Annotated in this window: 13 protein-coding genes; 7 read left to right on the forward strand and 6 right to left on the reverse strand. The window is 65.7% G+C overall.

Translation table 11 applies throughout. The annotated features are described in order from the left end of the window. Positions 1–70: 70 nt before the first annotated feature. From LB569_RS19075 to LB569_RS19085, 3 genes are read right to left on the reverse strand one after another with little or no spacing between them, the layout of a single operon-like run. A complete protein-coding gene (locus LB569_RS19075) occupies positions 71–2,329 on the reverse strand; it encodes a xanthine dehydrogenase family protein molybdopterin-binding subunit (protein ID WP_140708682.1) in 2,259 nt (752 codons plus the stop codon). Then, positions 2,319–3,377, reverse strand: a complete 1,059-nt coding sequence (locus tag LB569_RS19080) for an FAD binding domain-containing protein (protein WP_224693660.1) — start codon at positions 3,375–3,377, stop codon at positions 2,319–2,321. Before LB569_RS19080 ends, LB569_RS19075 begins: the two co-directional genes overlap by 11 nt. Continuing rightward, positions 3,374–3,871 (reverse strand): (2Fe-2S)-binding protein, encoded by a 498-nt coding sequence (locus LB569_RS19085; RefSeq protein ID WP_140708678.1) that lies wholly within the window; start codon positions 3,869–3,871, stop codon positions 3,374–3,376. The genes LB569_RS19080 and LB569_RS19085 overlap by 4 nt, the downstream gene beginning before the upstream one ends. 252 nt (positions 3,872–4,123) lie before the next feature. On the opposite strand from LB569_RS19085, the gene LB569_RS19090 reads away from it, so the two are divergent. The 5 genes from LB569_RS19090 (at position 4,124) to LB569_RS19110 (ending at position 9,552) form a co-directional block, all read left to right on the forward strand. Then, positions 4,124–4,747: a TetR/AcrR family transcriptional regulator gene (locus LB569_RS19090; protein WP_224693661.1), complete on the forward strand. Its 624-nt coding sequence runs from the start codon at positions 4,124–4,126 to the stop codon at positions 4,745–4,747. Between the two features lie 147 nt (positions 4,748–4,894). Further along, entirely contained in the window at positions 4,895–5,626 is a 732-nt protein-coding gene (locus LB569_RS19095) for a DeoR/GlpR family DNA-binding transcription regulator (protein WP_224693662.1), read from the forward strand. A gap of 128 nt (positions 5,627–5,754) precedes the next feature. Further along, positions 5,755–7,320, forward strand: coding sequence for a sugar ABC transporter ATP-binding protein (locus LB569_RS19100; protein WP_224693663.1), 1,566 nt, complete (start codon positions 5,755–5,757; stop codon positions 7,318–7,320). Beyond that, on the forward strand, positions 7,317–8,321 hold the full coding sequence (locus LB569_RS19105; protein WP_224693664.1) for an ABC transporter permease: 1,005 nt from the start codon (positions 7,317–7,319) through the stop codon (positions 8,319–8,321). The genes LB569_RS19100 and LB569_RS19105 overlap by 4 nt, the downstream gene beginning before the upstream one ends. 79 nt (positions 8,322–8,400) lie before the next feature. Continuing rightward, positions 8,401–9,552, forward strand: a complete 1,152-nt coding sequence (locus tag LB569_RS19110; protein WP_224693665.1) for a substrate-binding domain-containing protein — start codon at positions 8,401–8,403, stop codon at positions 9,550–9,552. Between the two features lie 201 nt (positions 9,553–9,753). Here the strand turns inward: LB569_RS19110 and LB569_RS19115 are convergent, their stop codons facing one another. Together LB569_RS19115 and LB569_RS19120 are read right to left on the reverse strand one after the other, a co-directional pair. Continuing rightward, positions 9,754–10,026, reverse strand: coding sequence for a hypothetical protein (locus LB569_RS19115; protein ID WP_224693666.1), 273 nt, complete (start codon positions 10,024–10,026; stop codon positions 9,754–9,756). Positions 10,027–10,109: 83 nt separating this feature from the next. Beyond that, entirely contained in the window at positions 10,110–10,856 is a 747-nt protein-coding gene (locus LB569_RS19120; RefSeq protein ID WP_224693667.1) for a DUF899 domain-containing protein, read from the reverse strand. A 292-nt stretch (positions 10,857–11,148) separates the two neighbouring features. Here LB569_RS19120 and LB569_RS19125 point away from each other — a divergent pair, with 292 nt between their 5' ends. Together LB569_RS19125 and LB569_RS19130 are read left to right on the forward strand one after the other, a co-directional pair. Beyond that, positions 11,149–12,369, forward strand: coding sequence for a helix-turn-helix domain-containing protein (locus tag LB569_RS19125; RefSeq protein ID WP_224693668.1), 1,221 nt, complete (start codon positions 11,149–11,151; stop codon positions 12,367–12,369). Positions 12,370–12,400: 31 nt separating this feature from the next. Continuing rightward, entirely contained in the window at positions 12,401–13,033 is a 633-nt protein-coding gene (locus LB569_RS19130; protein ID WP_224693669.1) for a DUF5074 domain-containing protein, read from the forward strand. 104 nt (positions 13,034–13,137) lie between these two features. On the opposite strand, the gene LB569_RS19135 is transcribed toward LB569_RS19130, so the two are convergent. Then, positions 13,138–13,536 (reverse strand): GNAT family N-acetyltransferase, encoded by a 399-nt coding sequence (locus LB569_RS19135; RefSeq protein WP_224693670.1) that lies wholly within the window; start codon positions 13,534–13,536, stop codon positions 13,138–13,140. Positions 13,537–13,590: the final 54 nt, after the last annotated feature.

Genomic DNA, 13,590 nt, shown 5'->3' on the forward strand with positions numbered 1-13,590 from the left:
CTGTCGCTTCAGGCGGTCGTCGTCCGGGAAGCCGGGCAATTGGCTTCCCGTCCGCCACGCGGACCACTCCTCACCCCAGCAGGTCCTCGATGCGGATCGGAAAGCGGCGAGGCCTCACGCCGGTCGCATGCCAGACGGCATTGGCAACCGCGCCGGCCGTGCCGGTGACGCCGATTTCGCCGACGCCCTTGATGCCGAGCGCGTTGACGTAAGGGTCGTCCTCATGGACCAGGATCGCCTCGACCGACGGCACGTCGGCATTCACCGGGACATGGTATTCGGCGAGGTTGGCATTCTGGATGCGGCCAGAGCGCCGGTCGGTGATGGCTTCCTCGTGCAGCGCGAAGGAGACGCCCCAGATCATGCCGCCATAATACTGGCTGCGCACCAGCCTGGGATTGATGACCCGCCCGGCGGCGAACGCGCCGACCAGCCTTGTGACGCGGATCTGCCCGAAATCGGGATCGACCTTCACTTCGGCGAATACCGCGCCATGCGCGTGCTTGGCATAGGCTTCCTGGAACGCCGGATCCGGGGCGCCCGTGCCGTGGCCTTCGATCTCGATGAGGCCCGCGCGGGTCAGGATCTCCCCATAGCTTTCGCTCCGGTTCTCGTCGTCGCGGCGATACAGCCGGCCGCCGCGCGCCACAACGCCCTCATTGCCGGCGCCGAACAAGGGCGAGGCCTCGTTGCCGGTGGCGAGATCGGCGAGCCTGGCGATGACGGCGGCACCCGCATTGTGGATCGCCATGCCGGCCGTCGCCGTGTGGCCGGAGCCGCCAGCAATGCCTGCATTGGGCAGGTCGGAGCTGCCGGCCCTGAAATCGACCTGGTCGATGTCGAGCCCCAGCCCGTCGGCGGCGATCTGGGCGAAAGCGGTCCAGGCGCCTTGCCCCATGTCCTGGGCGCCGGTCTCCATCAAGCCGCTGCCGTCGGCCCGCAGCACCGCGCGTGCCTCGGCCTGGAACATGAGTGCGGGGAAAGTCGCCGTGCCCAAGCCCCAGCCGGTGAGGAAACCGTCGGCGTCGCGCATCAGTCGCGGCTGAAGCGGGCGGCTCGCCCAGCCGAATGCCTTCGCGGCTTGGCTATAGCATTCGCGCAACGCCTTGGAGGAAAACGGCTTGCCGGTCATCGGCTCGACTTCGGCATAGTTCTTCAGGCGGAATTCCAGCGGGTCCATGCCGCAGGCATGCGCCGCCTCATCGATGGCGCTCTCAAGCGCGATCGAGCCGGTGGCTTCGCCGGGCGCCCGCATGAACAGCGGCGTACCGGTGTCGAGCCGCACGGCCTCGTGCGATGTGGCGATGGCCGGGCTGGCATAGAGCGTGTGCGAAGCGTCCGCCGCCGGTTCGAAGAAATCGTCGAACGTGCTTGACGCGGTCTTGGCGCGGTGGTCGATCGCCGTCAGCCGCCCTTCGCCATCCATGCCCATGCGCAATGTCTGGCGAGTCGGGGCGCGATGGCCGACCGGGCCGAACATCTGCTCGCGCCGGAGCACCAGTTTGACCGGGCGGCCGACAAGCCTGGCCGCCAGAATGCCCAGCACTTGCGGCCCCGAAATCATGCCCTTGGAGCCGAAGCCGCCGCCCAGGAAAGGGCTGCGAATATGGACGTTTTGCGGCGGGATGCCAAACAGACCGGCGATGCGGCCCTGCGCCATGGCAAGGCCCTGGCTCGGCGTGTCGATCGACAGCCTGTCGCCATCCCAGGCGGCGACGATTGCATGCGGCTCCATGGCGTTGTGGTACTGGGCCGGCGTCTCGTAGGAGGCCTCGATCCGCGTCTTCGCCGATTTGAGGCCGGCCTCGACATCGCCCTTCTCCTGGACCGCCGGGTTGCCGACGCCGACACCACGCGGCACGAAGCTTTTGGCGCCGTCGAGACCGACGCGCGCCGGCAATGCTTCATAGCGCGGTGACAGCAGTGCCGCCCCTTCGGTCGCCGCCTCCAGCGTTTCTGCGATCACCACGGCGATGCTCTGGTTGGGGTAGCGGACTTGGTCGTTCTGCAGCAGGTCGAGCCGGAACATGAACGGATGGTCCTTGGCATCCGGGTCGGTGGCGAGCGCCGGCCGGTTCCTGGGTGTCATCACCTCGACCACGCCCGAATGCGCCTTGGCCGCCTCGACATCCAGCGAGGCAACGCGGCCGCGCGCGATGCTCGCGACAGCGAGCACGGCGTAGAGCGTGCCCGGCGGATGGTTGTCGGCCGCGTAGCGCGCGGCACCGGTGACCTTGAGAAAGCCATCGCGGCGGGTCAGCGGCTGGCCAATGCTGGAGCCTTGCCTGAGATGGCCGGGTTGCTGGTTGAAGCTGAGTTCAAGCGTCATGGCGCGCTCCGGGAATAGAGGAAAAGGGGGAGGCAGGCAGGGCCGGCAGCCGCTCGGGCGTTCCCGCCTGCGCTGACATCAGCGCCCTGACCACGATGCGGCGGGCAAGCTCGATCTTGAAGGCATTGTCACCGGAAGGGCTGGCATCGGCCAATGCGGCATTGGCCGCGCTGGCAAAGGTCGCTTCATTGGCGTCCGCGCCAAGCAGCACGGCTTCCGCCGCGCGCGCGCGCCACGGCTTGGCCGCGACGCCGCCGAGCGCCAGCCTTGCTGCGCGGATCTTGCCGCCGTCGACGACGAGTGCCGCCGCGGCCGAGACAACGGCGAAAGCATAGGAGGTGCGCTCACGGACTTTCAGGTAGCGGGCATTGGCGGCGAAGGAGGCAGCCTCCGCCGGCAGGCGCACGGCGACGATCAGGTCGCCGGGCTCCAGCGCATTCTCCCGCTGCGGCGCTGCGCCGGGAAGTCGGTGGAATTCCTCCAGCGTGACATGACGCCGGCCCCTTGTGCCTTCGATCTCGACAACGGCGTCAAGCGCCACCAGCGGCACGCAGAAGTCCGATGGATGGGTGGCGATGCAGGCATCGCTCCAGCCAAGCACGGCGTGCAGGCGGTTTTCGCCACCAAGTGCCGCGCAGCCCGCGCCTGATACACGCTTGTTGCAGGCGCTGGCGGTGTCGTAGAAATAGCTGCAGCGCGTGCGTTGCAGGAGATTGCCGCCGACAGTGGCGGCGTTGCGAAGCTGCGCGGAGGCGCCTGACAGCAGCGCTTCCGCCACCGCCGGATAGTCCTTGGCGAACGCCGGGTCATGGGCAAGGTCGGCATTGCGGACCAGCGCGCCGATGCGCAGGCCGCCATCGTCCAGCCTTTCGGTGCGGTTGAGTTCCGGCAGCCGCGAGATGTCAATGATGCGCTCGGGGCTGGTGACACCGCCCTTCATCAAGTCAAGCAAATTGGTGCCGCCGGCCAGGTAGGCCGAACCCGGCTCGGCCGCCGCCGCGATGGCATCGGGGATGGAGGTGGGCCTGATATAATCGAAGTCTCTCATGCCGCTGTCCTCCGGTTGGCCTTGGCAAGTTGCTCCTGGGCTTCCAGGACCGCCTCGACGATGCCGCCATAGGCCGCGCAGCGGCATATGTTGCCGCTCAGCCCCTCGCGGATGCGTTCGGGATCGTTGCCGGCCTGGCCCTCGGCGATCAGGCCGAGCGTGCTCATGATCTGGCCGGGCGTGCAGAAACCGCACTGGAAACCGTCATGGCTGATGAAGGCGGCCTGCACCGGATGCAGTTCTTCGCCGTGAGCGACACCTTCGATGGTCAGCACCTCGGCGCCGTCATGGCTGAGCGCCAGCGCCAGGCAGGAGTTTATACGTTTGCCGTCGACCAGCACCGTGCAGGCGCCGCACTGGCCGCGGTCGCAGCCCTTCTTGGTGCCGGTGAGGTCAAGCCGCTCGCGCAGCAGGTCTAGCAAGGTGACGCGGGGGTCGACCTCAAGTTCGTGTCGGTGTCCGTTGACGGTGAGCGAGATGGGAAGGCTGGTCATGGGCGTCTGGCTCCAGTTGCTTGACGCTGAGGGGAATGAATTGGGGTAGAGGCGGGGAAGGGCAAGGTCAGGCGACAGCCAATCTCCACCGGGTTGGGAAAGTGGCGGCTTGCGGCTTCGAGAGACGTGACATACCGGTTCCCCTGATTATATGATAAGGCTTCTCCACTAAAAGCGGAGGTGCCTCCGTTTATTTACGTGGGGGCTGGCCAGGCATGGTTCAAGCCCCCATATCCCAGGTGGAGAAAAAAATTGGCTTTTGAGCCGCCCGCATCTGTCGAACCAAAGCCCGAGACGGCGCAAAAACCGCTGCGCGCCGATGCGCGGCGCAACCGCGACCGATTGGTCGAGGTGGCGGCTTCAATCTTCGCCGAGCGCGGCATCGACGCTTCGCTCGAGAAGATCGCGCGCCAGGCCGGCGTCGGGATCGGCACGCTCTACCGGCATTTCCCAACGCGCGAGCATCTGGTCGAAGTGGTTTACCGCCGCGAGGTGGAGGCGCTGTGCGCGGCGGCGAGCGAGCTTGCGGGAAAACATGCCTCCGATGTCGCGCTGGAAGAATGGATGCGCCGCTTCGTCGACTATATCGCCACCAAGCGGGGACTCTCGACCAGCCTGCGCATCCTGTTCACCACCAATTCAACGCTGTTTTCCGACACGTCGGGCAGGGTGTCGCAGGCGCTGCGGCAACTGGTCGAGGCGGCGGTGGCCGACGGCACGATCCGCGGCGACGTCGATGCCTCCGACGTGCTGCACGCGCTCGGCGGCATCTACTCGGCACCCGACACGCCCGAGTGGCGCGACCGCTCGCGCCGGCTGGTCAAGCTGTTGATGGACGGGCTGCGGTTCGGGGCGGGGAAATCCACCAGCGCCTGATGGTCGGCACCATCGGTTCAGGCAGGCAACAGCCTTGTAAACAGGCATGTTCGTGGCTCACGGCGGGCGGTCCGCACGCGTCGCTTGCATCCGAGCGTGAGCAGTTGTTAAATTCCTCACATTTCAGGTGACCGACAGGCCTCACGCATGACTGCTCGCAAAGCGCAAAGGACAGCCCGGCTGATCCATCTCTTGTCGGAACGGCGGGTTATCCATCTCAGCGAAGCGGCCACGCTGCTCGGCGTCTCCGAAATGACGGTGCGGCGCGACATCGCCAACAACCAGGGGCAGATCGCCTATCTCGGTGGGCACATATTGGCGGCGGCCGAGATCGAAGCCGATATTCCCTACGAACTGGCGACCGCGGCCGACAGCCACGCGGCGGCGAAGCGCGAAGCCTGTGTGCACGCGGTGCGCAAGATACGGCCCGACGAGACGATCTTCGTCGACTGCGGCACGACGCTGATCCATCTGATCGATCTCATCCCCGACAATTACCAAATAACGGCAATATGTTATGCCATGAATATCGCGGAGCGGCTGAGCCGCAAGGCCAATGTCACGATCATCATGCTGGGCGGCGTCTATCATCCGGCCTCGGCGTCATTCTCGGGCACGCATGATTTCGACATCCTGAAGAGCGTCGGCATCAACGCCGCCTTCCTATCGGCTGCCGGCGTCGACGCCAAGCGCGGCGCCACTTGCGAGCATTTCCACGAGGCGGTGGTGAAGCAGAAGGTGATGAGCCTGGCGCGGGAAAACTACCTGGTCATCGATTCGAGCAAGATCGGCAAGCTCAAGCGCGCCTTCTTCTCCGGCATGGATGGTTTCGATGCGGTGATCACCGAACATGGCGAGGCCGGGTCGGGCTCGTTTTGATTTCACCAAGCTTCGTTTGACATTTCGCATCGCTGATGGAAAAGTCACAAAAAAAGTAAGGGAAGTCTCAAAAGAGACTCTCGACGATCCGGGTAGGGGACGCGTCAAAGGGAGGAAGTGCTGGCGCCATGATCGAACAGGGTTCGATTGCGCTGATGTCCGAAACCCCCTTGCTGCGCGTCGAGGGCGTCAGGAAGCGGTTCGGCGGCGTCAATGCGCTGCGCGGCGTCAGTCTCGAAATCCAGTCCGGCGAAGTCCATGCGCTGCTTGGTGAGAACGGCGCCGGCAAATCGACGCTGATCAAGATCCTGAGTGGCGTGCATGTGCATGATGGCGGCTCGATCGAGATCGACGGCAAGCCTGTCTCCTTCGCGTCGCCCGCCCAGTCGCGCGACGCCGGCGTGGCGGTCGTCTACCAGGATCTGAGCCTGGTAGAGTCGCTCTCGGTCGCAGACAACCTTTTGCTGGGGCGGGAGCCGAAGACACGGCTTGGCTTCCTTAGGAAGCGCCAGCTGGTGGCGCAGGCCGAAGCTTTCCTGAAATCGCAGAACATTCCGCTCGATGCCCGTGCCATGGTGGGCTCGCTGCCCTTCGCCTACCGCCAGATGACCGAGATCGCCAAGGCGCTGATGGGCGATGTCCGCCTGCTCATCCTCGACGAGCCGACGTCGGCGCTGACCGACGACGAGGAGAAGATCCTGTTCGAGGCGATCCGGGCGGTCGCCGCGCGGGGCGTAGGCGTCATCTACGTCACGCATCGCCTCAACGAAGTGTTCCGGATCTCGAACCGGGTGACCGTGTTTCGCGACGGGCAGAACGCCGGGACGTTCGTTACGCAGGAAACCAGCATGCGGCAGCTGGTGGCCGCGATCGTCGGGCCGGATCATGCCGTCCTGAAGAATGAAGCCCAGGCCGGGCAGGGGGCGCTGTCGTTCGCCGCGACCGGAAAGCCGGTGCTCGAACTGGTCGATGTCGGCAACGACCGGCTTGATCGGGTGAACCTGCAGCTGCGCGGCGGCGAGATCCACGGCCTTGCCGGGCTGATCGGCAGCGGCCGCACGGAAATCCTGCAGACCATCTTTGGCCTCAGGCCCGTTCAGTCGGGCGCGGCAAGCCTGGATGGCGTCTCGCTGAAAGGCATCGGTCCCGCGGCTGCGATCCGCCAGGGGATTGCCCTGGTGCCGGAGGACCGGCACGTGCAGGGGCTGGTGCTCGAGCATTCGATCGAGCGCAATCTGGTGCTGCCAAGGCTGCGAGAGTTTTCCCGCTTCGGCTGGCTGCGGCGTGGTGCCTCGAGCGAGCGGGCCGATACCGCCATGCGGCGGCTGGCGGTCAAGGCGCCGAGCGCCGCGACCACCGTGAAGAACCTGTCCGGCGGCAACCAGCAAAAGGTGGTCTTCGGCAAATGGAATGAGCCAAGGCCGCGCGTGCTCCTCCTCGACGAGCCGACCGTCGGTGTCGATGTCGGCGCGCGCGAGGAGATTTACGGCGTCATCCGTGGCGCGGCGGCGGCCGGAAGCGGTGTGCTTCTGGTGTCGTCGGACCTGTCGGAACTGCTGCAACTGTGCGACCGCATCTCGATCGTCGTCGACGGCCGCATCATCAAGACGGTGTCCAGGCAAGTGTTCGGCAGCGCCGAAGACCTTCATCATCTCATTCAGATTTCGCAGCCATCGGAAGAGCACGCGGCATGACGGACACCGAAGGTCGGGCAAAGGCATCAACGGCGGCGGCAATGGCCGTCAATCAGCCCGGCGGTCGCCTGGCGCTGTTGAACCTGCTGCAGGGCGAGCGCCCCTACATGCTCTATATCGCCTTCGCCATCATGCTGATCGTCTTCAGCCTGGCGTCGCCCTGGTTCCTGTCGATCGACAATTTCCTCAACATCGGCCGCCAGACCACGCTGGTCTCGATCATTGCCGTCGGCATGACGTTCGTCATCATCTCCAGGCAGATCGACCTGTCGGTCGCCTCGACGCTGGCGCTGTCGGGCATGAGCGCGTCGCTGGCCATGGCCTTCGTCGCCAACAATTGGGTGGTCGGCGCGGCTGCCGGACTGGGCACCGGGGCGCTGATCGGGCTGATCAACGGCGTGCTCACCACCCGGCTGGAAATCCCGTCCTTCCTGGTGACGCTGGGCACGCTGAGCGGTGCGCGCGGCCTGGCGCTGATGGTCACCAACACCAAGCCGGTCATCATCACCAACGAGTATTACTTCAATATCTTCGGCGAGGGCTCGGTGCTCGGCATTCCGGCGCCCATACTGTGGACGCTTGGCGTCACCGTCGCCGGCATTTTGCTGCTGCATTACAGCGTCTACGGGCGGCGCGTTTACGCGGCCGGCGGCAATCCGACGGCTGCACTTTATTCCGGCGTCGATATCAAGCGGGTCACCACGCTGGCCTTCGTCCTGACCGGGACGCTTGCCGGGTTGGCGTCGCTTATCCTGTCAGCGCGCTCGCACGCGGCGCGGCCCGACGTGGTGCAAGGCATGGAACTCGATGTCATCGCCTCGGTGATCCTCGGCGGCTGCAGCCTGTTCGGCGGCCGCGGCTTCGTGCTCGGCACGCTGCTCGGCAGTCTCATCATCGGCACGCTCAACAACGGGCTGGTGCTGCTTGGCGTCAGCTCGTCGCTGCAACTCGTCATCAAGGGAGCAATCATCGTCGCCGCGGTCGCGTTCACGAGGAGGTAAGGCGCGCATCCGCGGATCACAGCAGAAAATCGCCGGCTCCAAACGGCAAACCAGACATCAACAATCAACGGAGGAAGTCATGAAGCATTCGGCAAGAATCCTATTGGGCACATTGAGCCTCGCCGTCAGCGCGGTCGCCCTGTCGACGTCCATCGGCCTGGCACAGACGCCCGACACCTGTGTTACCGGCGTCGACATGGCCACGCTCGGCCCCAAAGGCATTGTCGGCCAGGGTCCGCATGGCGAAAAGGCGGCCTCGCCAGACGAGCTGAAACTGACCGACGACGAGGCCGCCAAGGTCAAGGCCGGCAAGTTCAAGGTCGGCATTTCGATGCAGACTGTGAACCTCGACTGGTCGCAGCTCCAGGTGCAAGGCATCAGCGAAACGCTGGCCAAATATGGCGTCACCGTCACCGGCGTGGCCTCGGCCGAATATCAGGTCGACAAGCAGATCGCCGATATCGAGAACACCATCCAGCAGCATCCGGACGGCATCATTTCCATCCCCGTCGATTTCACCGCGACGGCGCCGACCTACAAGAAGGTCGGCGAGGCCGGCATCAAGCTGGTGTTCATGGACAGCATTCCGGTTGGCCTCTCGTCTCCCAAGGATTTTGCCACGATGGTTTCGGCCGACAGCCAGGGCAATGGCCAGATCGCCGCAACGATCCTCGCCTCCTGCATGCCCAAGGGCGGCACGATCGGCCTGGTGAATTTCGGCGTCGACTATTTCAGCACCAATGAACGCACCAAGGGCGTCTCGGAGTGGATGAAGAAAAACCGTCCCGATATCATCATGAAGCAGGTCGATTTCACCGATCCGTCGAAGGTCTCGCAGATCGCAGGCGATTTCCTGACCGGCAATCCGGATGTGAAGGGCCTGTACGCGGTATGGGACCAGCCGGCGCTCGACACGCTGTCGTCGATGCGCGCGCAAGGCATCGACATTCCGATCACCACCGTCGATCTCGGCCTGCAATCGGCAATCGAAATCGCCAAGGGCGGCCCGCTCAAGGCAACTGGCTCGCAGCGTCCCTATGACCAGGGCGTCGCAGAGGCTCTTGCCATGATGAAGGCGCTTATCGGTCAACCGACGCCCGCCTGGGTCGGTGTCCAGTCCTTGCCGGTGGTGCAGTCCAATGTGCTGGAATCGTTCAAGACGGTGTTCCACAAGGATCCGCCGGCCGAGCTGGTCGACGCCTGCAACAGCGCCAAGCCGAAGTGCAATTGAGCTAGGGCTAAGCGAGATGGGCGCGGGAGATGTTCCGCGCCCATCGCCGGCATCCAGGTCGGCGAGACATGCCGTTCTCGCGGATCTGCCGCGACGTCGAGATCGAGATGCGCGCCGGGCTTGGCGAGAGGGACCTGCCCAAGCCCTTGCTGCCGGTCAACGACATCGCGATGTGAGGTGGTGAGGGCCGGCCGCGCTCCCTCAGGTCCGGCTCGCCTTTATCGCGCGGCCGGAAATCACCCGCAGCCACGGCGCCAGATGGAAGGCGCTCATCAGCAGGTACATGGCAGGCATTCCCGCGATTGGCGAAGGCGCGCCCATGCATTGCATGGCCGCATCGCCGCCGAGACCGTGGGAAAGCAGAGCCATCAAGGCGAAGGTCGGGGCGGCCGCGAGGCACAGCCAGTCGGCGATGCCTGGCGTGGCGATGTTTTCGGGGGACGGGCCGCCGATGCCGGAATGGATATCGCTCATGATCTTCTTCCCTTGATGGTTGCGAGGCCGGTTCCTCGCCCGCGCCGGAGACGGGGCGAGGAACCCGGACAGGCTTGCGGCAGCTACTTCTCGCCCTTGTCGCGGAAGGCGGCCTCGCCGGCGGCGGATACTTCGGCCCATTTCTTGTCGGCCCCGGCGTCGTAATTGTCGTGCCAGTTCCACCAGCTGTAGAGCGGCGTCTGCGGATAGCCCTCGGGCGAGTCTTCCCAGATCTCCTGGCGGCCGAGCGGCGTGATGTCGAGATAACTCCAGACCGTGCCCAAAGCCTCGTCGCCGCGGTTGTTGGTGAAATAGGTGCGGAAGATGCGGTTCCCGTCACGGATGAACACGTTGTGGCCGTGCCATTCGTCGACGCCGAAGTCTTTGTCGAAGCTGTCGGTGATGGTGTACCAGGGCATTTCCCAGCCCATCCGCTGCTTCAGCCGCGCAATGTCGGCCTGCGGCGCGCGCGAGGCGTAGGCGAGCGTGGTGTCGCGGGTGTTGAGATGGGCGAGGTGACCGACCTGGTCGGCTCCGAGCGAGCAGCCGCGGCAAGCGTGATCTGGCCAGCCATAGACGCCGGGCTCGAAGAAGGCGCGGTAGACGATCAGCTGGCGGCGGCCCTCGAACAGGTCGAGCAGGCTGACCTTGCCGTCGGGGCCCTCGAACACGTAGGTCTTGTCCACTTCCGTCCATGGCATGCGCCGGCGTTCGGCCGACAGCGCATCCCTGGCGCGCATCGTCGCCTTCTCCTTCACCAGCATCTCCTTGTAAGCGGCTTCCCAGTCCTGCCGTGAAACGATCGGCGGGGTGTTCATGGTCATGGTCATTGGTCTTCTCCTTTGCCAGTCGTGGCGTCGTTGCGGTGTGTCGTTGCCTGGGGATGTCGGGGCGTTGCGGGCGCGGGGGGATCAAAGAGATCCGGGCCGGCGCAACAGGGGTGGCGTCCGGCGTGCTTGGCCGTATCATTCGCCACGGCGAGGTCGAGTTCGGTGGAGGCGGGCATTTTCTGGTTCTCCCTTGCATGCCGTCATGGCCGGCACGACTTGCTGGTTGACGGTACTGACCTAAGGTAGGGCGGCGGCGCGCCGGGGTGGGAGTTACAAGTGTGACGGGATTTGAATGGACTCGCTGATCAACGCGGCGGCGCTGGCGCTGGCTTCGGGCGACGCGCTCGGCGCGCTCGACCGCGTCGCTCTGCGTGATGATGCGCCGGCGCTGGCGTTGCGCGGCATCGCCATGGCGCAGCTCGGCGACTTCGATCGTGCCAAGCTCCTGTTGCGGCGCGCGGTGCGCGCTTTCAGCCCGAAAGAGGCCGTCGCGCGCGCCCGCTGCGTCGTCGCCGAGGCCGAGATCGCGCTGGTCTCGCGTGATCTCGGCTGGCCGGCCAAGGCGCTCGACGCGGCCCGCACGGCACTGGAAAAGCATGGCGACCGGTTGAACGCGGCGCATGCCGGCCACCTCAAGGTCCGGCGCCTGCTCTTGATTGGCCGCCTCGACGAGGCCGAGCATGTGCTAGCCGGGCTCGACCCGGCGCCGCTTCCGCCGGCGGCCAGGGCCGCGCACGAGCTCGCCGTCGCTGGCATCGCCATGCGGCGGCTCAGGACCCGGCCGGCGCGCGCGGCACTGGAATGGGCGCGCCATGCCGCCCGCATAGCCGGCATTCCAGGCCTCGTCGCGGAGGTCGAGAGCGCAAGCCAGGCGCTGGAGACGCCGGCGGCGCGGCTGATCGTGCAAGGGACGGAGCGGCCGCTGCTGCTCGAAGAGGTCGAGGCGTTGCAGGGATCGCCCGGTCTGGTCGTCGATGCCTTCCGCTACGCCGTGCGCGCTGACAGGACCACGGTTTCGCTGGCGAGCCGGCCTGTGCTGTTCGCCCTGGCGCGGACGCTCGCCGAAGCCTGGCCAGGCGACGTGTCGCGGGGGGAACTCGTGGCGCGGGCCTTCGGCGGCAAGCATGCCGATGAATCCCATCGCGCGCGCCTGCGCGTCGAGATCGGCCGGCTGCGCGCCGAGCTTGGCGCGCTGGCCGGCATCAGCGCAACCAAGCAGGGCTTCAGGCTGGCGCCGCGCCATGCACGGGCGGTGCTGGTGCTGGCGCGGCCGATTGAGGAGCGGCACGCGGCCGTGCTGGCCTTGCTGGCCGACGGCGAGGCCTGGTCGAGCTCGGCGCTGGCGCTGGCGCTCGGAACCGGCCAACGCAGCGTGCAGCGGGCGCTCGAGCCGCTTGCCGGGGCCGGCAAGGTACAGTCCTTCGGCCATGGCCGGGCGCGCCGCTGGATGACGCCGCCGGTGGCTGGATTCACGACCACCTTGTTACTCCCCGCGCCGCTGCCGAGCGATTAGGAAGGGAGCAGCAACGATTGAGGATCGAGACATGAAACATGCAGCTGCTGAAATCCTGAGGGAATACGGACCCTTTCCCGGCGCCAAGACGGTGGCCGGAGTGAGCTTTGACGGCAAGAATGTCTGGTTCGCCTCGGGCGACAGGCTGAACGCCTTCGATCCGGAGAGCGGACAGGCGTTGCGTTCGATCGATGTCGCGGCGCATGCCGGCACCGCCTATGATGGCCGGCATTTCTTCCAGCTCGCCAATGATCGCATCCAGAAGATCGATCCCGATACGGGCGAGGTGATCTCCACCATTCCGGCACCCGGCAATGGCGGCGATTCCGGGCTGACGTGGGCCGAAGGCACGCTGTGGGTGGGGCAGCACCGGGATCGCAAGATCCACCAGATCGATCCCGAGACCGGAAGAATCCTGCGCACCATCGAATCCAACCGTTTCGTCACCGGGGTGACCTGGGTCGACGGCGAATTGTGGCACGCCACCTGGGAAGGCGACGAGAGCGATCTGCGCCGCGTCGACCCACAAACGGGCAAGGTTCTGGAGACGCTCGACATGCCGGCCGGCATGGGAATCTCCGGGCTGGAATCCGATGCCGGCGACCGTCTCTTCTGCGGCAGCGGAAACGCCGGCGTGGTGCGGGCGGTGCGCCGGCCTCGCTAACGCAATTCCAGCAAGTGTAGGCGCTTCGCTTGCAGAATTGCGGTGAAACAAATGGCCGCCAGGATCGCGCCGAGCGCCACGGCCCGCATCTTGGGACCGAGCGCTCACTCGAGATGCTTGCGCAGGAAAATGCGGGCGTGTCCGCCAATGCCGAATTCGACCCTGCCGAATTCCTCGTAATCATGTCTGGCATAAAACCTGGGTGCCTGGAAACTGCTCGTCTCCACCACGGCCCGGCTGCAGCCACGGCGTCTTGCTTCCGCCTCGACCAGAGCGAGAAGCCGCGTGCCATAGGATTTCCCACGCAAATGCCCGGGCACGAAGAACATATCGAGGAAGAGCAGGCCCAGCTCGGTCCGCCCCCACAGGCCGCCCAGCACGTTTCCGGCGGCATCGCAAAGTTGGGCCCCGATCGCGATGCGATCGTCGACGGCCGTTGCCGCAACATTGTAGCGGTAGAGCGCACCGGCTGCTCGGGCCTTTGCATTCGCGTCGACCGACAATCTGATGCCTAGCTCTTGAATGGAACTGCTCCCCGCACGGCGATAAGCCCCTCA

The organism is Mesorhizobium sp. BH1-1-4, from assembly GCF_020165665.1.
Taxonomy (GTDB): Bacteria; Pseudomonadota; Alphaproteobacteria; order Rhizobiales; family Rhizobiaceae; genus Mesorhizobium.

What these genes read in the sequence shown, in the direction of transcription:
- LB569_RS19075 (WP_140708682.1), bottom strand. Translation starts at nt 2,329, where the DNA reads ATGACGCTTGAACTCAGCTTCAACCAGCAACCCGGCCATCTCAGGCAA.
- LB569_RS19120 (WP_224693667.1), bottom strand. Translation starts at nt 10,856, where the DNA reads ATGACCATGACCATGAACACCCCGCCGATCGTTTCACGGCAGGACTGG.
- LB569_RS19095 (WP_224693662.1), top strand. Translation starts at nt 4,895, where the DNA reads ATGACTGCTCGCAAAGCGCAAAGGACAGCCCGGCTGATCCATCTCTTG.
- LB569_RS19085 (WP_140708678.1), bottom strand. Translation starts at nt 3,871, where the DNA reads ATGACCAGCCTTCCCATCTCGCTCACCGTCAACGGACACCGACACGAA.
- LB569_RS19115 (WP_224693666.1), bottom strand. Translation starts at nt 10,026, where the DNA reads ATGAGCGATATCCATTCCGGCATCGGCGGCCCGTCCCCCGAAAACATC.
- LB569_RS19100 (WP_224693663.1), top strand. Translation starts at nt 5,755, where the DNA reads ATGATCGAACAGGGTTCGATTGCGCTGATGTCCGAAACCCCCTTGCTG.
- LB569_RS19130 (WP_224693669.1), top strand. Translation starts at nt 12,401, where the DNA reads ATGAAACATGCAGCTGCTGAAATCCTGAGGGAATACGGACCCTTTCCC.
- LB569_RS19125 (WP_224693668.1), top strand. Translation starts at nt 11,149, where the DNA reads ATGGACTCGCTGATCAACGCGGCGGCGCTGGCGCTGGCTTCGGGCGAC.
- LB569_RS19105 (WP_224693664.1), top strand. Translation starts at nt 7,317, where the DNA reads ATGACGGACACCGAAGGTCGGGCAAAGGCATCAACGGCGGCGGCAATG.
- LB569_RS19080 (WP_224693660.1), bottom strand. Translation starts at nt 3,377, where the DNA reads ATGAGAGACTTCGATTATATCAGGCCCACCTCCATCCCCGATGCCATC.
- LB569_RS19110 (WP_224693665.1), top strand. Translation starts at nt 8,401, where the DNA reads ATGAAGCATTCGGCAAGAATCCTATTGGGCACATTGAGCCTCGCCGTC.